This window comes from Virgibacillus necropolis (assembly GCF_002224365.1).
Lineage (GTDB): Bacteria > Bacillota > Bacilli > Bacillales > Amphibacillaceae > Virgibacillus_F > Virgibacillus_F necropolis.
Map to the genome: position 1 here is coordinate 1,433,975 of NZ_CP022437.1, position 21,778 is coordinate 1,455,752.

The 21,778-nt window shown below is 37.0% G+C and carries 21 protein-coding genes and 1 riboswitch; of the genes, 17 read left to right on the forward strand and 4 right to left on the reverse strand.

All coding sequences use genetic code 11. The annotated features are described in order from the left end of the window. The first annotated feature begins 78 nt into the window (after positions 1-78). The 5 genes from adh to CFK40_RS06605 all read left to right on the forward strand — a co-directional run bounded on the left by adh (position 79) and on the right by CFK40_RS06605 (position 4,924). Complete coding sequence (gene adh / locus CFK40_RS06585; protein WP_089531552.1) at positions 79-1,599, forward strand: aldehyde dehydrogenase; 1,521 nt, start codon at positions 79-81, stop codon at positions 1,597-1,599. A 373-nt stretch (positions 1,600-1,972) separates the two neighbouring features. Next, positions 1,973-2,329 (forward strand): DUF779 domain-containing protein, encoded by a 357-nt coding sequence (locus CFK40_RS06590; RefSeq protein ID WP_089531553.1) that lies wholly within the window; start codon positions 1,973-1,975, stop codon positions 2,327-2,329. Positions 2,330-2,371: 42 nt separating this feature from the next. Beyond that, the gene (locus tag CFK40_RS06595; RefSeq protein ID WP_089531554.1) at positions 2,372-3,193 is read left to right on the forward strand and encodes a carbon-nitrogen family hydrolase; all 822 of its coding nucleotides are present in this window, start codon (positions 2,372-2,374) and stop codon (positions 3,191-3,193) included. Positions 3,194-3,270: 77 nt separating this feature from the next. Then, positions 3,271-4,299 (forward strand): hypothetical protein, encoded by a 1,029-nt coding sequence (locus tag CFK40_RS06600; RefSeq protein WP_089531555.1) that lies wholly within the window; start codon positions 3,271-3,273, stop codon positions 4,297-4,299. A gap of 187 nt (positions 4,300-4,486) precedes the next feature. Further along, positions 4,487-4,924, forward strand: coding sequence for an IDEAL domain-containing protein (locus CFK40_RS06605; RefSeq protein WP_089531556.1), 438 nt, complete (start codon positions 4,487-4,489; stop codon positions 4,922-4,924). A 45-nt stretch (positions 4,925-4,969) separates the two neighbouring features. Here the strand turns inward: CFK40_RS06605 and CFK40_RS06610 are convergent, their stop codons facing one another. Beyond that, positions 4,970-6,991: a penicillin-binding transpeptidase domain-containing protein gene (locus tag CFK40_RS06610; RefSeq protein ID WP_089531557.1), complete on the reverse strand. Its 2,022-nt coding sequence runs from the start codon at positions 6,989-6,991 to the stop codon at positions 4,970-4,972. A 63-nt stretch (positions 6,992-7,054) separates the two neighbouring features. After that, a complete protein-coding gene (locus CFK40_RS06615) occupies positions 7,055-7,996 on the reverse strand; it encodes an LCP family glycopolymer transferase (RefSeq protein ID WP_089531558.1) in 942 nt (313 codons plus the stop codon). Positions 7,997-8,677: 681 nt separating this feature from the next. Further along, positions 8,678-8,762, forward strand: a riboswitch (cyclic di-GMP riboswitch). A 22-nt stretch (positions 8,763-8,784) separates the two neighbouring features. Between CFK40_RS06615 and CFK40_RS06620 the strand changes: the two genes are divergently transcribed. The 5 genes from CFK40_RS06620 to nagE all read left to right on the forward strand — a co-directional run bounded on the left by CFK40_RS06620 (position 8,785) and on the right by nagE (position 12,833). Then, positions 8,785-8,925 (forward strand): anti-repressor SinI family protein, encoded by a 141-nt coding sequence (locus CFK40_RS06620; protein WP_089531559.1) that lies wholly within the window; start codon positions 8,785-8,787, stop codon positions 8,923-8,925. A 66-nt stretch (positions 8,926-8,991) separates the two neighbouring features. Then, positions 8,992-9,324, forward strand: a complete 333-nt coding sequence (locus tag CFK40_RS06625) for a helix-turn-helix domain-containing protein (RefSeq protein WP_089531560.1) — start codon at positions 8,992-8,994, stop codon at positions 9,322-9,324. 70 nt (positions 9,325-9,394) lie between these two features. Continuing rightward, a complete protein-coding gene (locus CFK40_RS06630) occupies positions 9,395-10,117 on the forward strand; it encodes an SIS domain-containing protein (RefSeq protein ID WP_089531561.1) in 723 nt (240 codons plus the stop codon). Positions 10,118-10,130: 13 nt separating this feature from the next. Next, a complete protein-coding gene (locus CFK40_RS06635) occupies positions 10,131-10,619 on the forward strand; it encodes a VanZ family protein (protein WP_089531562.1) in 489 nt (162 codons plus the stop codon). Positions 10,620-10,895: 276 nt separating this feature from the next. Next, positions 10,896-12,833 (forward strand): N-acetylglucosamine-specific PTS transporter subunit IIBC, encoded by a 1,938-nt coding sequence (nagE, locus tag CFK40_RS06640; RefSeq protein WP_089531563.1) that lies wholly within the window; start codon positions 10,896-10,898, stop codon positions 12,831-12,833. 73 nt (positions 12,834-12,906) lie between these two features. Here nagE and CFK40_RS06645 read toward each other — a convergent pair whose 3' ends face one another. Further along, on the reverse strand, positions 12,907-13,635 hold the full coding sequence (locus CFK40_RS06645) for a GntR family transcriptional regulator (RefSeq protein WP_089531564.1): 729 nt from the start codon (positions 13,633-13,635) through the stop codon (positions 12,907-12,909). Between the two features lie 141 nt (positions 13,636-13,776). Between CFK40_RS06645 and nagA the strand changes: the two genes are divergently transcribed. Both nagA and nagB read left to right on the forward strand, forming a co-directional pair. Then, positions 13,777-14,958 (forward strand): N-acetylglucosamine-6-phosphate deacetylase, encoded by a 1,182-nt coding sequence (gene nagA / locus CFK40_RS06650; protein WP_089531565.1) that lies wholly within the window; start codon positions 13,777-13,779, stop codon positions 14,956-14,958. Beyond that, positions 14,955-15,680: a glucosamine-6-phosphate deaminase gene (nagB, locus tag CFK40_RS06655; RefSeq protein ID WP_089531566.1), complete on the forward strand. Its 726-nt coding sequence runs from the start codon at positions 14,955-14,957 to the stop codon at positions 15,678-15,680. Before nagA ends, nagB begins: the two co-directional genes overlap by 4 nt. Positions 15,681-15,730: 50 nt before the next feature. Here nagB and CFK40_RS06660 read toward each other — a convergent pair whose 3' ends face one another. Continuing rightward, complete coding sequence (locus CFK40_RS06660; protein ID WP_089531567.1) at positions 15,731-16,366, reverse strand: YigZ family protein; 636 nt, start codon at positions 16,364-16,366, stop codon at positions 15,731-15,733. Positions 16,367-16,542: 176 nt separating this feature from the next. Between CFK40_RS06660 and CFK40_RS06665 the strand changes: the two genes are divergently transcribed. The 5 genes from CFK40_RS06665 to CFK40_RS06685 all read left to right on the forward strand — a co-directional run bounded on the left by CFK40_RS06665 (position 16,543) and on the right by CFK40_RS06685 (position 21,756). After that, positions 16,543-17,679, forward strand: a complete 1,137-nt coding sequence (locus CFK40_RS06665; RefSeq protein WP_089531568.1) for a sensor histidine kinase — start codon at positions 16,543-16,545, stop codon at positions 17,677-17,679. Between the two features lie 188 nt (positions 17,680-17,867). Further along, a complete protein-coding gene (locus tag CFK40_RS06670; RefSeq protein ID WP_089531569.1) occupies positions 17,868-18,560 on the forward strand; it encodes a response regulator in 693 nt (230 codons plus the stop codon). A gap of 194 nt (positions 18,561-18,754) precedes the next feature. Beyond that, the gene (locus CFK40_RS06675) at positions 18,755-19,597 is read left to right on the forward strand and encodes a DegV family protein (protein WP_089531570.1); all 843 of its coding nucleotides are present in this window, start codon (positions 18,755-18,757) and stop codon (positions 19,595-19,597) included. A gap of 67 nt (positions 19,598-19,664) precedes the next feature. Next, entirely contained in the window at positions 19,665-21,071 is a 1,407-nt protein-coding gene (locus CFK40_RS06680) for an ATP-dependent helicase ComFA (protein WP_227001884.1), read from the forward strand. Positions 21,072-21,075: 4 nt separating this feature from the next. Further along, the gene (locus tag CFK40_RS06685; protein ID WP_089531572.1) at positions 21,076-21,756 is read left to right on the forward strand and encodes a ComF family protein; all 681 of its coding nucleotides are present in this window, start codon (positions 21,076-21,078) and stop codon (positions 21,754-21,756) included. Positions 21,757-21,778 lie beyond the last annotated feature (22 nt).

Genomic DNA, 21,778 nt, shown 5'->3' on the forward strand with positions numbered 1-21,778 from the left:
CTAATAGAGGTTACGTCTTAGACAAACTCATCAGTTCACTTGTAAACGGTTACAACAATACGAGGAGGAATGTATAACATGCAGTATGCAAATCCAAACACTGACGGGGCTAAAGTCGCATTTAAAGAACGGTATGATAACTTCATAGGGGGAGAATATCGACCTCCCGCTAATGGAAAGTATTTTGAAAATGTAAGCCCTGTTACAGGTAAAGTCTTCTGTGAGATGGCACGATCAACCAAAGAAGATGTAGAAGCGGCAGTTGATGCAGGTCATGTAGCAGCAGAAAAATGGGGTCAAACATCGGTAGCTGAACGGGCAAATATTTTAAATAAGATTGCAGATAGAATGGAACAAAATTTAGAAACACTTGCTGTAGCGGAGACGTGGGATAATGGTAAAGCAGTTCGTGAAACACTTGCAGCGGATATACCCCTTGCCATTGATCACTTCCGCTATTTCGCGGGAGCAATTCGTGCACAAGAAGGAGGATTAAGCCAAATTGATAATGACACAGTTGCCTATCATTTCCATGAACCATTAGGAGTAGTTGGGCAAATTATTCCTTGGAACTTCCCGATCTTGATGGCTACATGGAAGTTAGCACCAGCGCTAGCAGCTGGAAACTGTGTGGTTTTAAAGCCCGCGGAGCAAACGCCAGCATCGATTCATGTTTTACTGGATCTGATTCAAGATCTACTCCCAGCAGGTGTTCTGAATATCGTTAACGGATTTGGTGTAGAAGCAGGCAAACCACTAGCATCTAACAGCCGTATTTCCAAAATTGCATTCACAGGTGAAACAACTACAGGTCGATTAATCATGCAATATGCTTCAGAAAATATTATTCCAGTAACACTTGAACTTGGTGGGAAATCACCGAATATTTTCTTTGAAGATGTCATGGACCTAGATGATGGATTTTTAGATAAAGCGATTGAAGGGCTTGTCATGTTTGCCCTTAACCAAGGGGAGGTTTGTACATGTCCATCCCGAGCATTAGTTCATGAATCGATTTACGAGGAATTTATGGAACGAGCAGTTGAGCGAGTTAAACAAATCAAAATTGGTCATCCACTCGATACAGAAACAATGATGGGTGCTCAAGCATCACAAGAACAATTAGAAAAAATTCAATCCTATCTTTCAATTGGAAAGGAAGAAGGCGCTGAGGTTCTTGTTGGTGGTAATACAAATAAATTGGAAGGTGATATGGAAAACGGTTATTATGTCGAACCTACTATCTTCATGGGACACAATAAAATGCGTATTTTCCAAGAAGAGATATTCGGTCCAGTACTTTCTGTTACAACTTTTAAAGATAAGGAAGAAGCAATGGAAATTGCAAATGACACATTATATGGATTAGGTGCGGGTGTTTGGACACGTAATATTAATACAGCATATCGTTTTGGACGAGGAATTCAAGCAGGACGTGTTTGGACTAACTGTTACCACCAATACCCAGCACATGCGGCGTTTGGTGGATACAAAAAATCAGGTATTGGCCGCGAAAATCACTTAATGATGTTGGATCATTATCAACAAACAAAGAACTTACTTATCAGCTATTCGGAAGCGCCGGCTGGTTTATTTTAAAGTTAGTATGAGGGGAACAGGAGAAAGTAATCGGAGGTCACTGAAAAAGTTAAGTATAGTACAAAATATGTGGATCTACCGTCGCATCCTCGAATATAACTTCGCGCACCTTAGGGCGAGTGGCGAGCCTCCTCGGACTGCCGTCCTCCGGGGTCTCGCCGATCTCTTATTTCCCGCAGGATAAGGAAGGCTTCCCTGAAAAGGCATTGCACGAAGAAAAATTTCTTTTCTTTTTCGAGGAGTCTCCGTATATTCGAGGATGCTAAGTTAAAGTGAAAAGTTAAATTTTTAAAATCCACCACTTTTTCAGTGGCCTCAAGTAATCGAACGTGGAGTACCATTTTTTAATATACTGTGTAAAGGAGTGTGAAAAATGGTCGAGCGAGTAACGGTGACAGATGAAGCGTTAGATCTTATCAAATCTCTAATAGAGGTTCACGGGGATTTAATGTTTCATCAATCCGGTGGCTGTTGTGATGGTAGTTCACCAATGTGTTATCCGAGAGGCGAATTTCGTACGGGAGATTCGGATGTTCTGCTTGGGGAAATAGGTAATACACCATTTTATATGGCAAAGGATCAGTATGAATATTGGAAGCATACTCAAATTATTGTAGACGCAATAAATGGACGCGGTGGCATGTTTTCTTTGGAAGGTCCAGAGGGCAAGCGCTTTTTGACAAGATCACGAGTCTTTACAGACGAAGAACGAGCAGAATTAGCTAAATAGATATATAATAGGGAAAAATCATCAGCTAATTTATCATAGTTGATGATTTTTCTCATTAAAGACAATAGGAGGGAGTTAACTTTGAAACATAAAATTGCGATGATTCAACTTGATATTCACTATGGCGATACACAAACAAATTACACTCGGGCTTCAACATTTATCGACAAAGCGGTAAAGTCGGGTGCTGATATAATTCTTTTGCCCGAACTTTGGACATCTGGGTATGATCTGACAAGACTTGATGAAATTGCAGATGATCAGGCTAAAGAATCGATAGCCTTTTTACAAGAACAAGCGAAAAAGTATAATGTCAGTTTAGTAGGAGGTTCTGTAGCCGAGAAATGCGACGACGGGGTACGGAATACGTTGCTAGTTGTAGATAGCAAAGGAAAACTCGTGCACAAGTACAGCAAATTGCATTTATTTCAATTAATGGATGAACACGTTTATTTAGAGGAAGGTAACGATAAAACGGAATTTGAATTAGATGGAACGGACTCAGCTGGGTTTATTTGCTATGATATCCGCTTTCCAGAATGGATGAGGAAATCTGCATTGAATGACGCAAAAGTAATGTATGTTGTTGCGGAATGGCCGAAATTGAGGATTGATCATTGGCGTATATTATTACAAGCACGAGCTATTGAAAATCAATGTTATGTGATTGCTTGTAACCGAAGCGGATCCGATCCTAAAAATGAATTCGGTGGTATGTCACTAATTATTGATCCATGGGGAGAAGTAGTTGCAGAAGGTGGACTAGAGGAAGAGATAGTAATTGGCGAAGTCGACTTCTCATTGGTGGAAGAAGTGAGAAAGCGGATCCCCGTATTTGGTGATCGGAGGGAGGAGCGGTATTAAATTGTAGAAAAAAGTTTCACACATCCGCCCACTTCACATACACTAATAAAGTGAAAAAGCTGAAAGGATGTGTTAGCTTGTCTGAAAGAAAATATTATATGTCTGGACATACAGCGCAAGGTCTAAAAAGTTTTTCTGAATCAAATTTGCAGGACATAGAAAACGTTTTTACTTTAAATCATCCATCCACGTCATTAAAAACTGAAATTTTCAAACAAATCATTAGTGACTTTGACGATACATGTGACATTGAGACAATTAAGAGCATACATGGGAATGAGTTCATAGATGGAGTTATTATTCGGGATAAGTCATTAGCTGTAATTTCAGAACAACTATCTAAGTCTGAGGATATAAGTGAGGTAGATTTGAAAAATAATACGGATTTGGATGAACTTGAAGAGCAGTTTGCTAAGCAACAATCATTAACAAACGCAGCTTACGAAGATTTTGTGACCGGTTTAAAAGTTCATGATGATCTTGAGGAAATCTATATAAATGAAATGGACTTTACTAAAGCGGATGAAGTGACAGCTGGTTTTATTGGGAAACTTGTTACATCTACATCAAAAAGTGGGGGAGAGGGCTATATTTACCACCGCTTGTTCGGGACTAACACGAAAGATGGCGTGGTAAATGTTGTATCAGAACTCATTGAAAGTGTTTCAAAAACATACTTCATCAAAGGGCGTGCGGGTACAGGTAAATCTACATTTATGAAAAAAATAGCTAATGCATGTACAGACCAAGGTTTCGATGTAGAAATGTATCACTGTAGCTTTGATTCCAATAGTATTGACATGGTTCTTGTTCGTGAGTTAGACTTTTGTATTTTTGACAGTACAGATCCACATGAGTTTTTCCCTGAACGAGAAAATGATGAAATTATAGATTTGTATGAGGAGTTAGTCACACCTGGAACGGATGAGAAATATGCAACGGAAATTGACAAACTGAACAATGAGTATAAATCTTACATGAAAAAAGGAATTGAACATTTAAAAGAAGCTGGGTTTTATCAAAGCCAGCTTGAGGAAAAATTTAAAAGTGTTGATGAAGCAGATGTAAATGAAGTTATCGATTACATTTTCAATCAAATAAAGTAAATTTAAATAACGCCGTCAATTTTAAAAAATAAAATTGACGGTAACCTTATACTGGGTCTACACTTACGCTTGTCATAAAATATTTATTTTCAAATCGACAAACTTCTCTCTTGTATTTTCATAGGAAATTAGGTAAAATTAATTAACTGAAAATTTAAATTAAGTTAATCTCAGGAGGTGGAGAAAAGTGCTAACGGTTAAAATGTTAAAGCCTTATTATATAAAAGCTGATGGAGATTATGTTCGTGTCATTCTTGCATATCAGTACTTTGCATTATTTATAAATGAAAAGGTTTACCAGTTTGTTCCAACAAAGTCGAAAGAAATTCGTATTAATCGAAGGACACAAGAGGTAGTAAATACAGACGCATTGTTCGCTTTTCAAAAAGGTAAAGATGTCATTCAGGTAGCTATGAGTGAGCTTGTATCCATTCCTGATTTTTTATTACAGCTTAATGAAATTGCAAAGCCGTATTATGTTAGGGAAGAAGAAATAATTCATGAAAAAAATGAAAACGCTATCATTATAGGTGAGCTAGAATATGAAAATGTAAAACGACTTATTGACAAAGCCTTAGATGAACGTGATAAAAATGCTTTCGATAAGCTTGTGGAACTCTTATAAATAATCAAAAGCTACTCCATTATTTCAGGAGTAGCTTTTGTCTTTCTACTTAATTTCTTTTAAAATGTTTGTTACCTTTTTAACAGCATAAGAACTACCGTTTTTATCTTCAGCATGTTCAATCATCATCGCGATCAAGATATCTTGTGATTCAGATGGATATCCAACAAACCAGACATTTTCTTGACCAGATTCCTGATCTTTAGATTTTTTCAATTCAGCAGTAGACGTTTTTCCTGATATCGGAAAGTCGGCTTTTTGTGCATCTTTAGCAGTACCTTTTGGTGAGGTAACAACCTTTCGTAAGATGTCGCGTATGAGTGTTGCTTGATCTTTTGTTATTAAATCTTTTTTCCAAACCTGACCAGTTTCTTCATTTTTAAACAAGATTGGCTTAATCATATTCCCTTTATTTAGAAAAGTTGTATAAGCAGTAGCCAAATGAAGTACACTCATTTGCATCTCACCTTGACCGTAAGCCGTATTAGCGAGTAATACTTTGTCATTTAGTTTACCATCAGTTGAAACGGTAGATGTTTGGATTGGATAGGAAAAAGGAAACTCTTCACCAAATCCGAAATTTTGTAGTCCATTTACAAAAGTTTCACTTCCCATATCAAGTGCTTTCATAGCAAAGTAAATATTGTCGGATCTGATTAAAGCGTCTGCAAGATCAACTGGGCCGTCCGATTCAGATACTCTGTGTATTTCGTAGTTACCAAATTCTTCTCCAGGGCTCCAGGTTAATCCATTTATTTCAACACCTTTATTTGGATCTAGTGTACCACTCTGCAATCCGATAGATGCAGTTATCGGTTTAATAGCAGAACCAGGAACATAAGTTGCTGAAAATTTATTGATGAGCGGTTGTTTCGGATTTTCTTGTAATTCTGTTAGTCTAGATTGTGAGATTCCATATACGAATTCATTTGGGTTAAATGATGGACTGCTAACAAGAGCCAATGCTTCACCAGTTTTCGGATTGATTGCAGCAGTTGTTCCTGGTTCGCCGTCATATACTTGATAAATTTTCTGTTGTATTTCGGCATCGATTGTAAGCGTTAAGTTTTCACCATCTTTAACGGGTTGTTCCGCCAAGACAACATCTTCTTCTCCTTCTTGTTTGACACTAATTTTTATACCTTCTGTGCCGCGTAAGCGCTTGTCGTACAATTTTTCAAGTCCGCGTTTACCAATCATATCATTTGGAGACAATGTTTTATCGTCACTCTTTTTTAGGTCTTCCGCAGTAACTTTTGCAATGTAACCAACTAAATGTGCTGTTGATTCACCATAAGGATAAACACGCCCGGTTACTTCCTTACCAGAAACAGCTCCAGTTGCCCACAATTTCTCTAAGTTTTTATTTGTTGTTGGAACTTTTGTTATAGGTACGAAAAGATCAGGTTCAACCCAATTTGCATTTAACTTACTATTAATCGTTTCTACATCCATCCCAAGCAAATCAGCAATTTCTTTTTTCATTGCCTCAGGTGAATCTCCTAATTTACTAGGGATGATACCTATCTCCCAGACAGTGTCATTGATTGCTAATGGCATTCGATTCCTATCGAGTATTTCCCCGCGTCTTGGTTTCTCTGTTTCAAATTTTATCTCCCCACCATCACGCAGCGCTGGAAAAATAAATCCTGGATCCCATTTCACATACCAATTTTTCTTTTCTTCTTCACCTTGTTGGACAAGTTTTGCTTCATAATCAAAGGTAATCGGCCCAGCAATTGTATTCATTTCAACAGAAAATGGGTAAGTAGCTTTTCCGTTTTCAAGCGCAGCCTCGACTTCTTTTTCGTCCAGCTTTTCATAGGTGATTTTAAGATCAGTTACACCCAGATCCTTATAAATTTTCTTATATCGATCAACAAATTCCTCAGTTGGGTAAGTAGACTTAGATTTATTTCCAACCATTTCATACATTTTTGAGAATTCCTTGTCATTCCAGTTCTTTACGTATGTATCAAAGCGATCATTGGGTGATACCTCATCATTGGAACAAGCTGCTAAAAGGATACATAGTAACATGGACAACAATAAAACGATTTTCTTCATTAGATCCCCCACCTTAATAGATAGAAAAGTCATTCCCATGTACAGAATGACTTCTCGTTGTTATTAATTTTCCATATGTTCTTTGATTGCTTGTGTTATTCTGTTCATTTCTTGATCTGGCACAACGTAATAATAAATACCATTAATTGTTTCTCCACTTCCATCGATCTCTAGTGTCTCAATATTATTTCTTGTATCTCGATAATCAGTGAGAAGGGTTTGCATTTTGTCCATATTCAGGTTAGTTGTTACATTGTCCCCAAGAATGCTAAGGATGTTACTAACTTTAGTAATGCTTGTAAAACTTGCGGCTTCATCCATTGCTGCTTTGATTACAGCGCGTTGCCGCTCGTTTCGACCTAAGTCACCTCGCGGATCACCTTTACGCATACGAATATATTTTAAAGCTTCTTCACCATTTAGATTAATCGTGCCCGTTTGGAAGGTTTCGCCACCTTGTGAAAATGCCTGATCATTTGTGACGGTAACTCCACCAAGTGCATTAATTCCTTGTTTGAATCCCTCCATGTTTACCTTTACATAAAAATGAACAGGAATATCAAATGTATTCTCAACGGTTTTTACAGATAAATCAATACCGCCAAATGCGTACGCATGGTTAATTTTGTCCATTCCTCTTCCAGGGATATTCACATAAGTATCACGTGGAATACTAACCATAATCATCTTATTTGTGCGTGGATTGAGTGACATAAGTATCATTGTATCGGAACGACCTACATCATTTTCACGTTGGTCAACACCAAGTAATAGTACATTTATTGACTTTTTATTCTTCACAATAGTTTCTAGTTCTTGTTTTCTGTTTGGATCTTCGTCACGCGAGAGTGGTTCATGCATGTCTGCTACTGTATCTTCAACTTTATCGTATAAATAGAAAAGGTATATTCCTACAGCCAAGATTAGTAGAACGATAATTCCACCAACCCAATAGGGCCATTTGCGTTTTTTCTTCGCCTGTCGCTTTTCACTTCTTGTATCCACTGTAATTCTCCTCTAATGTATCTCGAAATAGTCAGTACGTGGTTAAATTATAACGAATTCTAGCTGGTACGTCTATCAATTTTAGTCTTATTTTACTAGCATTTGTAATTATTTGGCGAGTTTAATTAATAATGCTTTACGAATACATCTTCTTGAGGATTCATTACTTTAGGAAAACTAGTAATAACTGTATGCGTAAGAAATATAGTGTATAAGGATAAAATAACAGTGTAGATATCATTTATTGGGCATTTTTCATTGTTTTTGGGACTTTTAGAACAAATTACGATAGGTTATAATCAAGTTTAACGTTTCTTATAAAGTACATATTACATTTTAAAACGAACAAAAATAGCTCCTCTAAATAAATTATGCCGAGCCACTATATATATGCGTGTAATAACTAGAACTTTCTTTTATAAAATAGGTCAAAATAGTTAGATTTATGAATAGGATAAAAGTATGGTGAATAACCATCGAAAAAAATTCAAGAGAAATGATGGGTGAAGGTTAAAACTGCTTAACCAGCAGAGTTTAGTAAGAAAGTCTTAGTTAGTACGTGACTTTTAAGAATTTTTCGTATATACTAACTTTAACTTACAAAACTAGTTGCATTTTGACAAAACAAGACACCCACTATCATTTCTGCATATAGTACAATAGTAGTGTATAAATTGCTTCCTCAGAAAAGGGCAAACTTACTGAAAAGTATGGACGCAAAATCACAGGTCTAAAGCTAATTAGCTACGGCGGCTGGGTTACCCAGGAAAATAAAATGGGGGCTAACAATGATAAAAATAGTCAAACAAGTAGGTCTTGATAACGAATGGGTTGAGTTGCTACAGGAAGCAAAGAGTCTAGGAATAACTATAGAGGAGGTCAGATTGTTTTTAAATGAAGTAAATAATGGTGAAAAAATCAATCAATAAAATGTGCTTAATATAGAACCACACACTTTTTTGTGATATAATCTCACTGAAGGTAGGTGTGTGTCCTTGATTGGTGAAAAAATTAAACAACTGCGCCAAGATAAAAATATGTCTATATCGGAACTTGCAGAAAAAGCTGGTGTAGCAAAATCATACTTAAGCTCAATTGAACGAAATCTTCAGTCGAACCCATCGATCCAGTTTATCGAGAAAATTGGTGTCGTATTAGGTGTCACTGTAAATGATATAATACGTGAAGATCAAGCAACTAGTACAGACACACAATTAGATGGTGAGTGGTTGAAAATCGTACAAGAAGCAATGGATTCTGGAGTATCAAAAGAACAGTTCAAAGAATACCTTGAGTTTAACAAATGGAGAAAAAAACAGGATAATTAAATTTTTGTCTTGACCGTAGAGCTTAATTAGCATACGGTTTTTTTATTGTAGAAAGTGGGGCTAATTTAACATGAACTATTTTTCACATATACAGAAGTTACTTCAAACAGTTGAAGTGCATGAAAGTAAGACTATGACGCAAGCTGCTGAAAAAATCGCTAATTCAATCAAACAGGATGGAATCGTTCATTTGTTTGGTTGTGGGCACTCCCATATATTAACAGAAGAAACTTTTTATCGTGCCGGTGGACTCGTTCCTGTGCATCCCATTTTCCATGAGCCATTAATGCTACACGAAGGCGCTACTCGATCCTCCACACTTGAACGAAAAAATAATTATGCGAAAAAGTTTATGGAAGATCAGGACATCCGAGTAGGCGATATAATGATTGTAGTCTCTAATTCTGGACGAAATCCGGTTCCTGTCGACGTGGCACTGATTGCAAAAGAAAAAGGTGCAACAGTGATTGGTATCACCTCAATTACATATGCAAAAAGCCAACCATCCCGGCATATAAACAGCAAATATCTACATGAGGTAGTGGAAGTTGTCATTGATAATCATGCTCCAACAGGTGATGCTGTATTAAGCCATCCAGAGGTATCAGTTAATTATGGGCCTGTTTCAACAGCAATTGGTGCAACAATTATTAATAATGTATTCGCTGAAGCTATCACATTATTAGCAGATCAAAAAATGGAAGCACCTGTATTCCTAAGTGGAAATTTGGAAGGCGCTGATCAACATAATAAAATGATGATGGAAAAATATAAAGATCGAATAAAATTTTAAGTGTGGTGTTTTCATGAAAAAAATGAAGTATTGGCTTCTACCAGTGGGTTGGATGGGAGTTATTTTTAACTCGTCTGCAACGCCTTATCAGGAACAAGATATTAAACCTTTGTTGTCGGATAGCCTTGATCTTTCTTTTTTAGTTCCAGTCGTTCAACATATCTCTTTTTATTATCATCATTCAGAAGTAAGTGTAGCCGCGCTTGGTATTGAAGGGTTTATTGAGTTTTTTATCAGGAAAGGCGCACATATTTCTGTATATTTTATTTTGATGTGTTTGTTTTACCTTGCTTTTAAAAAAACAATACGAGCTTCTATGAAGACAAGGTTACTGCTTTCGTTTATTTTTACAAGCTTATATGCTGCTCTAGATGAATTTCATCAAGGATTCACCCAAAACCGTACACCATATGTCGGTGATGTTGGGCTGGATATGTTTGGTGCCTTGCTTGCATTTATACTGATAGTTGTTTCTTTCAAGGTAAGAAAAAGACGCGTTTAAGAGGATGTTCAAAAAGTCACCAAATGATAAATGGCGAATCTCTTCGTTACTCGGTTTTTCCGGTCCTCACGTATTAAAGGGCATACGTTCCGGTCCTCAGAACTCTCGTGCCTCGACCTTCTTATTTCTAATTCGGCGACTTTTTGAACACACACTTTAAGAAAAACACTTTTCTCATTAAAGTGTTTTTTAGTATAGTTGTATAGACAACTATATAATGCGGTGATATACTATTTTCATAGAAAGCGATTTCAAGATAAGAAGAGGGGTTTATATATGTTAGGTTATTTGCAACGACTCGGAAAATCGTTAATGCTTCCGATTGCGATGCTACCAGCTGCAGCATTGTTGTTACGTCTTGGTGCAGAGGATGTTTTTGATATTCCGTTTGTATCTGCTGCAGGTAGTGGTATTTTAGATAATTTGGGCCTTATATTTGCTATTGGTATAGCTATTGGTTTTTCGCGTGATGGAAATGGAGCTGCTGCACTATCAGGTGCTGTAGGTTATCTGGTACTTAATGGTGGGTATAAAGCAATTAATGACGAGCTTGATCTCGGGGTATTTGCTGGGATAATTGCTGGTATAGCTGCTGGACATTTGTATAATAAATTTCATGATATCCAGCTACCAGAGTTCCTGGCGTTCTTCGGGGGTAAACGTTTTGTACCAATTGTAACTTCGGTTGCGATGGTTATTATATCGGGACTAATTGGATTATTATGGGGGCCTGTACAAGATGGAATTAATGCATTAGGTAGTTGGTTTATTAATTCTGGTGCTATTGGTGTCGGAGCATATGGATTCTTTAATCGATTATTAATTCCGATTGGGTTACATCACGTGGTTAACACATTAATTTGGTTTGACTTTGGAACATTTGTCGATGCCGCTGGTGATGTATGGCATGGTGAAATTAATCGATTCCTACATGGTGATCCGAACGCTGGATTCTTTATGGCTGGGTTCTTCCCAATCATGATGTTTGGTTTACCTGCAGCGTGTTTGGCAATGTATGCTACAGCGAAAAAACATCGTAAAGCAGCTGTTGGAGGATTCCTCGGAAGTATCGCTTTAACATCGTTCCTAACAGGAATTACTGAACCAATCGAATATTCTTTTATGTTTCTAAGTCCTTTATTGTATGTTGTTCATGCAATATTAATGGGACTATCCATGATGGTATCCTATTGGTTGGAAATCAAGCATGGTTTCGGCTTTTCGGCAGGGCTTATCGATTATGTTCTCAATTTCGGGATTGCATCAAGACCATTACTACTTCTTGTGCAAGGTTTAGTCTTCGGATTTATATATTTCGTGGTTTTCTATGTACTAATCAAGAAACTTGATTTGAAAACACCTGGTCGAGAGGATGAGGATGAAGAATTTGTTGAAGAAAATGAACAAACGGGAACACCTTCAAGTGGAAAAGGTCGTAAGAATTATGATGGAAAAGCGTATCATTATTTGGAAGCCTTAGGTGGTCTTGAAAATATAAAGACGCTAGATTATTGTGCAACTAGACTTCGCTTACAAATGAATGATATGGAAAAGGTTGATGAAAAAGCGTTAAAACGCCAGGGAGCTAATGGTGTGATGAAAGTAAACAAAAAGAATTTACAAGTTATCGTAGGAACAACGGTTGAATTTTTAGCGGATGCAATGCGAAAAAGAATGGATCAAGGAAATATGCAAGCCCCTGAGGGTTCAAAGGTTGTAACAAAGACTACCGATGAAGCAGTTTCCATACAAAAGTTTAACGCAGATGACTTTGTAATGCCTGTAAAGGGTAAGATTCTTCCTATCAGGGAAGTACCAGACCAAGTATTTTCAGAAAAAATGATGGGAGATGGTTTTGCAATTGAACCTGAAGATGGCACATATCTATCTCCTGTGGATGGTGAAGTCATCAATGTATTTCCAACAAAACATGCAGTAGGAATTCGGTCGGATACTGGTCTAGAAATACTGGTACACATTGGATTAGATACTGTCGAGTTAAAAGGTAAAGGATTTGACGTACATGTTAAAGAGGGGGACAAGATCAATAAAGGTGACGCTCTCGTTACAATTGATTTAGCCTATATTAAAGCAAATGCGACATCGCACATATCACCTATTGTGTTCACAAATTTAGGTGAAAATGAGCGTGTTAGTCTGCTCCAATCAGGAACAATCGAAGCGGGTAATAGAGGGATTATTGAGATTAACTAAATTCACTAAAAAACGGACCACCTACAAGAAATAATGTGGGTGATCCGTTTTTTAGGAGTTTGTCCTTTTCTAATCATCTCCGCATTTGCAGCTTAAACTTATATTTGTCCGCGCGATATGCGGATTTTACATATTCAAGTGGTGTTGCACTTTCATCAGACAGGTAACTGGTACGTTGCATTAATAGTATCGGTTCACCATCGTTTACGTTCAAATTTTCAATTTCAAAAGCATTTGCCAGGACAGATTCTATCATCTGGTCACCATATGCAATGTTTAGATTAAGATTTGTTTCTATATAATGATAGAATGATTCTTCTACATTTTCTTGAGTCAAGTTCCCGACTAAGCGCTTAGGTGTGTAGATTGTTTCAACTGCAACAGGCGATTCATTCGCATACCGTATCCGTTTTATTTCAAAGACTTTTTCATTTTTATCTAATCGCAAAATCTCTGCTATACGCTCATTTGCATCTAGTAACTTAAAGCTGATTACTTTGTTAGAAGGTGTTAAACCGCGTTCTCGCATGTCTTCGCTAAAACTAGTTAACCCTTGTAAATCCTGTTCGAATTTTTTATCTGAAATAAATGTTCCTCGCCCTTTTTGGCGGTACAACAATCCATCAGAAGCCAAGTTGTTAATTGCTTGGCGGACAGTCATACGACTAATATTATAGCGCTCAGCATATTCCCGTTCGGAAGGTAATAATTCACCAGGCTTTAGTTTTTTTGTTTGGATTAGTAGTCGAATCTCTTCTTCAAGTTGATAATAAATAGGTAAGGGTGAATTTTTATTAATCATCGTATTCTCCTTCCAATCGATCACATTAATAATTAAATAGTACCAAAATCATAGGAGGTTGTATACACTCATCTTAATGTATAGACAACTATATATTTATATGCTAACGTAAAAGATATAGAAAGGATTGAGGACGCACCCATGATAAATGTATTAGTTTTTACGAACACAAAAATTTATATGGAAAATAACCTAATTGAAGATGGTTGTGTTGTCATCGTTAATGAGAAAATCCAAGCGATTTACCATAAAAATGATGTGCCTGCTGATTTTCCTGAAAATGCAACCATAATTGATGGGACAGGGAAAAGCTTGATTCCTGGTTTTATTGATGGCCATATACACGGTGCGAATGGTGCCGACGTAATGGATGCTACAGAATCTGCGCTTGATAAAATTGCGGAGATACTCCCAAACGAAGGTACAACATCCTTTCTCGCAACCACAATTACCCAATCAAAAAAGCTAATTGAAGCTGCAATTGAAAATGTTGCTAACTATAGAAATAAACCTGGATATGCAGAAGTTATTGGTATTCACTTAGAAGGACCATTTATCGAAAAAAGTAAGGCTGGTGCACAGCCAGTTAATCATATTTTGCAACCCGATTGTGATCTATTTCGCGAATGGCAAGAACTATCTAATAATCAAATTAGGACAATCACTATGGCACCCGAACATGATACAAATGGGAACTTTATACAGTTTCTCCATCAATCAGGCGTTAATGTGTCTGCAGGACATACTAGTATTGGATATTCTGCTATGAAAGAAGCTGTGAAGCATGGGGTAACACAGGTTACTCATATTTGTAATGCAATGTCTGGGATTCATCATCGTGATATTGGCGTTGTAGGTGCTGCTATGAAGATTTCAGAATTACGTGCTGAACTAATTGCAGATGGGATTCATGTTTCGAATGAAATGATGCAATTGATTTATGACAATATGGGAAGTGAGCGTCTGATTTTGATAACAGATGCCATGCGGGCAAAATGTCTTCATCCCGGTAATTATGAGCTTGGAGGGCAACCTGTTATCGTTTCAGATGATCGTGCATTGTTGGAGGATGGTACGTTAGCAGGCAGTATTTTAAAAATGAATGATAGTGTAAAAAATATGTTAAAGCTGTCTAATGTTACGATGGCGAACATTATTGAAATGGCTTCTGTCAATCCAGCTAAACAAATCGGAATGTTTCATAAAAAAGGGAGCATTGAGGCTGGGAAAGATGCAGACCTTTTACTAGTTGATGACACGTTAACGATTTATTACACCATTTGTAAAGGAATTATTGCACGCAGAAAGGAAGAGGCTGAGTGAAGGTTTTAAAGGTTAAAAATTATGATGAAATGAGTGAACAAGCTTGTTCTATATTAGTGGATAAAATAAATAACATGAAGCATCCTGTATTAGGACTTGCTACTGGCTCAACACCTGAAGGATTATATAAAAAATTAATTGAACAGTATAATCATGGGCACGTTTCATTTAAAGATACAACAACGTTTAACTTAGATGAATATATTGGTCTTTCAAAAAATCATCCAAACAGTTATCACTACTATATGAAGAATCATTTATTTCAACATATTGATATCAATATGGATCAGGTACACGTTCCAAAGGGGGATGTCATTGATATTCAAAACGAATGTGTAGAATATGAAAAGGCAATCCTTGATCATGACAAAATTGATGTACAAATTTTAGGGTTAGGGACAAATGGTCACATTGGCTTTAATGAACCCGGGACATCATTTACAAGTAGAACACATATGGTAGATTTAGCTGAATCAACCCGTCAGGCAAATGCTAGGTTTTTTGAGTCATTAAACGATGTGCCAACTAAAGCTATTACCATGGGAATTGAAGCAATCATGGAAAGTAAAGAAATTATTGTACTTGTATCAGGAGACAGAAAAGCTGATGCGTTAGCGCGATTTATGAACGGAGATATCAGTGAAGATTTTCCTGCTTCTATTTTACAAAATCATAAACAAGTAACCATTATTGCAGACGAAGCAGCGTTATCTAAAATATAGAATCCATCAAAAGAGTATCATACTCTCTTGATGGATTTTTCTTTTTTATATTAATTTCTATCAATTTCTATATAAGCGTGATCCTTATCATCAATAGCTACTTGATCACTCGTCAAATCCACGACCCAATCCTTAAATTCCTGCACATTTTCGACTTTTACATACATATGAAAAACTACCTGATCTAAATAATCAATTTTTGATAGTACATGTTCAGACGTGCGGAATACATTTTCAAGCTTTCCGATGAGCCCGTAATCAACCGTCACCACTATTCCTTGCATTAATTGACGCTCTACAACACCAGTCGATTTTATAACTTCAGAGGCAGAACCGCCATAAGCTCTGATTAACCCACCAGCACCTAACTTTATTCCGCCAAAATAGCGTGTCACCACGATGACGGTATCCTTCAGCTTCTGTTTTTTTAGAACCTCTAAGATAGGCACGCCAGCAGTACCACTTGGTTCGCCGTCATCGTTTGCTTTTTGTATGTGATCATGTTCTCCAATTATGTAGGCAGAACAGTTATGGTTAGCATCATGATATTTTTTCTTAATCTCCGCAATGAAGGTCTGTGCTTTCTCTTCTGTTTCTACACGTTTCACATGACCGGTAAATCGGGACTTTTGTATAACAACTTGACTCGATCCTTCTTGTTTAATGGTATAATAATAAGACAGCATGTTGCATTAACCTCCTATGTTAACATTATTATAGATGGGGTATAAGTGCAAATAAGAAATAAAAGAGCTGTACCTTTATAACTAGAAAAAAGAAAAATATACCAGTAAGTGTGCTAAAAGACCCTATTAAAAAAGTAATGGATTACGAAATATATACACATAGGTTGGTGAATTTTATGGTGATGAAAACGTGTGAAAAGGCTTTAGATGGTGTTATTGATGAGATGGTCGAAGTTGTTGAACACAGCAAAGATGAAATTTTTAACATTAGTGAAGAATCCCGAAAAGAGTACGAACTTTTGACACAGGAATTGCTAGAAACCAAGACTCAAGTCATTGAACACATCAGTAATGGAGATAAACTTGAACAAAAGGTTCGGTTTTCAAGGAAAAAGTTATCAGAGGTTAGCAAATATTTCGAACGCTATTCTGAGACTGAAATACGAAAGGTATATGAAAACACACATGCCATGCAAACTGACCTTGCTATGATTCAGCAACAGGAAAAAGCTTTACGTGCGAGGCGTGATGATCTAGAACGTCGTTTACTCGTTTTAGACCAAACGATTGAACGTGCTGAGGGATTAGCTGGTAAAATCACCGTAATTCTAACCTATTTAAATGATGATTTTAAACAAGTAAATGAATTAATTGAAGATGCCAAGGAAAAACATGAATTTGGCCTAAAAATAATTGAGGCCCAAGAAGAGGAAAGAAGAAAGATATCAAGAGAGATTCATGATGGACCTGCACAAATGCTTGCGAATATACTGCTCCGTTCAGAAATAGTAGATCGGACTTTCCGTGATGGCGATATGGATCATGTTCGAAAAGAGATTAGTAATATGCGTAAAATGATTCGTACATCCTTATACGAAGTACGTAGAATAATTTATGATTTACGACCAATGGCATTAGATGATTTAGGATTAGTTCCTACATTAAAAAAATATATTGCTAACGTTGCAGAATATACAGGACTCAAAATAGAGTTTGTATCAATTGGAAATGAGCAACGCTTTAATCAGAAGTATGAGGTAGCTTTTTTCCGTCTCGTTCAAGAAGCGGTTCAGAATTCAATCAAACATGCTGAGGCATCACACATTGTAGTTAAATTAGAGATAAAGAGAAACTACCTGATGATGATTGTTAAGGATAATGGTAGAGGGTTTGATCCTAATATAAAAACAACTAATTCGTTTGGGTTGATTGGGATGCGTGAACGAGTTGATATGCTTGAGGGTACCTTCAAAATAAATTCTATCATAAATGAAGGAACTGCAATTTTTATAAGTGTTCCACATAAAGAATAGAGTATTAGGCTAATATGTGGTATAGTCAGAATTGTAAGACTTAGGAAAGTTAGGAAATAATTCCTAGACCATGTAAATGGTATTTTATGTATACTGAATTTATACCGATAAAAATAATATAGTTAATCATCTATGTAATAGGTAGAGATAAAGATAAAATAGAAAAACTTGTAGGAGGAACAAAATTGATGGTAAAAAAGGATCTTACAAAAATTGTATTAATAGATGATCATAAACTCTTTCGAGAAGGAGTAAAACGTATACTAGAGTTTGAATCTTCATTTGAAATAATAGCAGAAGGTGACGATGGAAATGTAGCAGCACAATTAGTTGCTAAGCATAAACCTGATGTTGTCTTAATGGATATCAATATGCCTGATATGAATGGAGTACAAGCTACTGCGAATCTCATTAGGCATCATCCAGACACAAGTGTTATCATTTTATCCATTCATGATGATGAAAGCTATGTTACACATGCATTAAAAACTGGTGCGCAAGGCTATTTATTAAAAGAAATGGATTCTGATTCACTAATTGAGGCAATTAAAGTTGTAAGTGACGGTGGATCTTATTTACACCCACGTGTAACCCATAATTTAGTTCAGGAATTTCGTCGACTAGCAAAAGAGTCCACTTCCAATCGGTCTGAAATTGGTGCTGATTATCGTAAACCACTACATTTGTTGACTCGCCGTGAGTGTGAAGTTTTACAGTTATTAGCTGAAGGTAAAAGTAATCGCGGGGTTGCAGACTCGTTATATATTAGTGAAAAGACAGTAAAAAACCATGTCAGTAATATCCTTCAAAAAATGAATGTTAATGATCGAACTCAAGCGGTTGTTTCAGCAATCCGCAAAGGTTGGGTAGAAATACTATAAGACTATAGCTATTAACCCAATACAAACAATTTGAATTTGTTCCTCATTTTATCGTCTGTACGATATATGCCTTGACGCTTTATGTGTCAGGGCATATTTTTATACTTAGTGATGCTTTTTTTCTGTGTTTGCTGTAAACTGTGAATCAATAGATTATAAATTACTAGGGCAGATCAGGGTGAGGTGAATTTTCAATGAAAGTTGCTGTAATGACAGATAGTACAGCATATATTCCAAAACAGCTCAGGGAAAGCGAATCGATTCATATGGTGCCGTTAAGTGTTGTTTTTGGTGACGTGTCCTATCAAGAAGAAGTGGATCTAACAACAGAAGAATTTTATAGAATGGTAAAAGATGCAGAAAATCTACCAAAAACATCGCAGCCCTCTATTGGATATATCATAGAAATGTTAGAAAAACTTGCAGTTGATTACGATGCAGTTGTATCCATACATCTCTCAAGTGGTATAAGTGGAACCTATCAAGCAGTTGCTCGTGCTGGAGAACTAGTTGATGGAATTACGGTTTATCCTTTTGACTCTGAAATTAGTTGCTTACCCCAAGGTTTTTACGCGTTGGAAGCTGCTAAGATGGCTAGGGATAATAAACCGCCTGAAGCTATTATCAATCGTTTAGAACAAATGAAGCAGGGTATGCGTGCCTATTTTATGGTTGATGATTTAAACCATTTACATCGTGGGGGAAGGCTAAATGGTGCGCAGGTGCTTGTAGGTAGCTTGCTTCAAGTGAAACCAATCCTGCATTTTGTTGATAAGAAGATCGTTCCTTTTGAAAAGATACGTACGCGGAAGAAAGCGTTAAACCGGATTATCAGTTTACTAGAGGAAGACATTACTAAAGGGAAGCCTCATAAAGTGGCAATCATTCATGGAAACTGTGAACCAGCTGCATTGGCTCTGAAACAAGAGTTAGAAGAAAAACATCCTTCATTAGATTGTGCAATTAGTTATTTTGGTCCTGTAATTGGTACCCATTTAGGTCAAGGATCTATTGGTATCGGCTGGTATACGAAATAAATGAATAATGATAGAGCTACCAGTCTTGGTGGCTCTACATAAAAATATAGATAGGAGTGAATTTTACTTGAATAAGGTCCCCTTGGATGACCCTGCAATCCTCTCAAATCGCTTTTCAGGAAAACTATTATTGCGAAACGAAATCCCCATTGATGATCTTACATTTCAACGACTACTTAACCAACAACAATTTTTCGCACAACCTTCTATTATAAAAAAACTTGGATCGATTCAATGTTTACGGTGTAACAACCAAAAACGATCATTATTTGGAATGCTTCCATGTCAAAATTGCAGTAAGCCTCATTTTTATTGCCGTAAATGTATTGAAATGGGGAGGGTACTTGAATGCGAGCCGCTTTACAGTTGGAGTGGTCCTGAACCAGATTGGCTACATCACGCACAGCCGTGTAGTTGGGATGGCGTGCTGACAGAACGTCAAAAGTTGGCTAGTGAACGCATTGCTTCCGCAGTAACGAATCAAGAGTCGGAACTTTTGGTCTGGGCTGTTTGTGGGGCAGGTAAAACTGAAATGCTTTATGAAGGTATAACGAACGCACTTAAATTAGGAAAGCGAATTTGTTTGGCAACCCCCCGTGCAGACGTGGTACGGGAACTCTTACCACGCTTTAGTCAGGCTTTCTCTTCTGTACCTATTCAAGGCCTTTATGGTGGAAGTAAGGAAAATGATGGAACAGCTCAACTGATTCTAGCTACAACCCACCAACTGCTCCGTTTTCAAAAAGCCTTTGATATGATGATTATTGATGAAGTTGATGCATTTCCCTTTCATGCTGATGCTTCCTTGCCGTACGCCACAAATCGTGCGAAAAATGATAAAAGCTCAACAATATATTTGACTGCAACCCCTCGAAAAGACCATCGTAAACAAATTTCAAGAAAGAGTTTACCTCATATCTTTGTGCCTGTTCGATTTCATGGACACCCATTACCAGTACCAACGATGAAAATGTGCTTTACACTACGAAAAAGTTTACAAAACTATTCTCCTCCTGCTTCTTTTTTTACTTGGTTAAAAAACCGGAATACACCGAGTCGCCAACTACTAATTTTTGTTCCTACCATCAACTTAGCAACAAAGATGAAGAATAATTTGGAGGATAAGCTTGTAGCCACTGGAAATATCAAATCCAAACAGGAATTAATCACTGTACATGCTTCGGATGAAAATAGAGAAGAAAAAGTTATTCAATTTCGTAATAAAGAAATTTCCGTTTTAATTACAACGACTATTTTAGAACGGGGTGTAACATTCCCTTCTGTTGATGTAGCTGTGATTGATGCTGGACATGAAGTGTTTGACGAAGCTGCTTTAGTTCAAATATCAGGGCGTGCTGGTCGAAGTTATGATGACCCTAATGGAGAGGTAGTGTTTTTCCATGATGGTAAAACAAATGCAATGGTAGAAGCAATTCAATCCATTAAATCGATGAATAAACGGGGAGGTTTTTAGTAGGATGGACTGTTTGTGGTGTGACGAGGAAATAATGGAACAAATGACGTGGAGTGATTTTTTGTTATTACCTTCAAAACGTTCGCTTTGCGCAAATTGTGCAGCAGGTCTTGAATTCATAAGCGGATCACGTTGTTCTATTTGTAGTCGCTCTTCTGAAGAAACGCTATGTCTTGATTGCCAAAAATGGAAAAAGGCGGAGGGTGAAGATGTCCTTACTAAAAATCATTCCATTTTCACTTACAATACAACGATTCAAGAGATGATTACAAAATGGAAATATCGTGGTGACTATTGCTTGGGAGAGATTTTCAAAGATACCGTTGTTCAATCCTTTGAAACTGCCTTTGGTTATGTTGAACGTGACTTAATTGTGGTGCCAATTCCTTTGAGTCAGGAGCGGCTTACGGAGCGCGGATTTAACCAAGCAAAAATGTTGACTGACTTTTTACCAGTAGAAACAAAAGAAATCTTAACACGTATTCACAGTGAAAAACAATCAAAGAAAACACGAAAAGAACGGATTACAACCAGAAACCCATTTTCCCTTCAAGAAACAGTTAAGAAAAACGTTATTCTCGTCGATGATATATATACAACAGGAGCAACTTTACGCCATGCTGCAAGACTTTTAAGGGAAGCGGGATGTCCTCAGGTGTACAGCTTTACGCTAATTAGAGGATAGGTCCCTGTATGTTATACTATTA

Coding starts and splice junctions, on each gene's coding strand:
- adh (WP_089531552.1), top strand. CDS start 79: ATGCAGTATGCAAATCCAAACACTGACGGGGCTAAAGTCGCATTTAAA.
- CFK40_RS06590 (WP_089531553.1), top strand. CDS start 1,973: ATGGTCGAGCGAGTAACGGTGACAGATGAAGCGTTAGATCTTATCAAA.
- CFK40_RS06595 (WP_089531554.1), top strand. CDS start 2,372: ATGATTTTTCTCATTAAAGACAATAGGAGGGAGTTAACTTTGAAACAT.
- CFK40_RS06610 (WP_089531557.1), bottom strand. CDS start 6,991: ATGAAGAAAATCGTTTTATTGTTGTCCATGTTACTATGTATCCTTTTA.
- CFK40_RS06620 (WP_089531559.1), top strand. CDS start 8,785: ATGATAAAAATAGTCAAACAAGTAGGTCTTGATAACGAATGGGTTGAG.
- CFK40_RS06630 (WP_089531561.1), top strand. CDS start 9,395: ATGAACTATTTTTCACATATACAGAAGTTACTTCAAACAGTTGAAGTG.
- CFK40_RS06635 (WP_089531562.1), top strand. CDS start 10,131: ATGAAAAAAATGAAGTATTGGCTTCTACCAGTGGGTTGGATGGGAGTT.
- nagE (WP_089531563.1), top strand. CDS start 10,896: ATGTTAGGTTATTTGCAACGACTCGGAAAATCGTTAATGCTTCCGATT.
- CFK40_RS06645 (WP_089531564.1), bottom strand. CDS start 13,635: ATGATTAATAAAAATTCACCCTTACCTATTTATTATCAACTTGAAGAA.
- nagA (WP_089531565.1), top strand. CDS start 13,777: ATGATAAATGTATTAGTTTTTACGAACACAAAAATTTATATGGAAAAT.
- CFK40_RS06660 (WP_089531567.1), bottom strand. CDS start 16,366: ATGCTGTCTTATTATTATACCATTAAACAAGAAGGATCGAGTCAAGTT.
- CFK40_RS06665 (WP_089531568.1), top strand. CDS start 16,543: ATGGTGATGAAAACGTGTGAAAAGGCTTTAGATGGTGTTATTGATGAG.
- CFK40_RS06670 (WP_089531569.1), top strand. CDS start 17,868: ATGGTAAAAAAGGATCTTACAAAAATTGTATTAATAGATGATCATAAA.
- CFK40_RS06675 (WP_089531570.1), top strand. CDS start 18,755: ATGAAAGTTGCTGTAATGACAGATAGTACAGCATATATTCCAAAACAG.
- CFK40_RS06685 (WP_089531572.1), top strand. CDS start 21,076: ATGGACTGTTTGTGGTGTGACGAGGAAATAATGGAACAAATGACGTGG.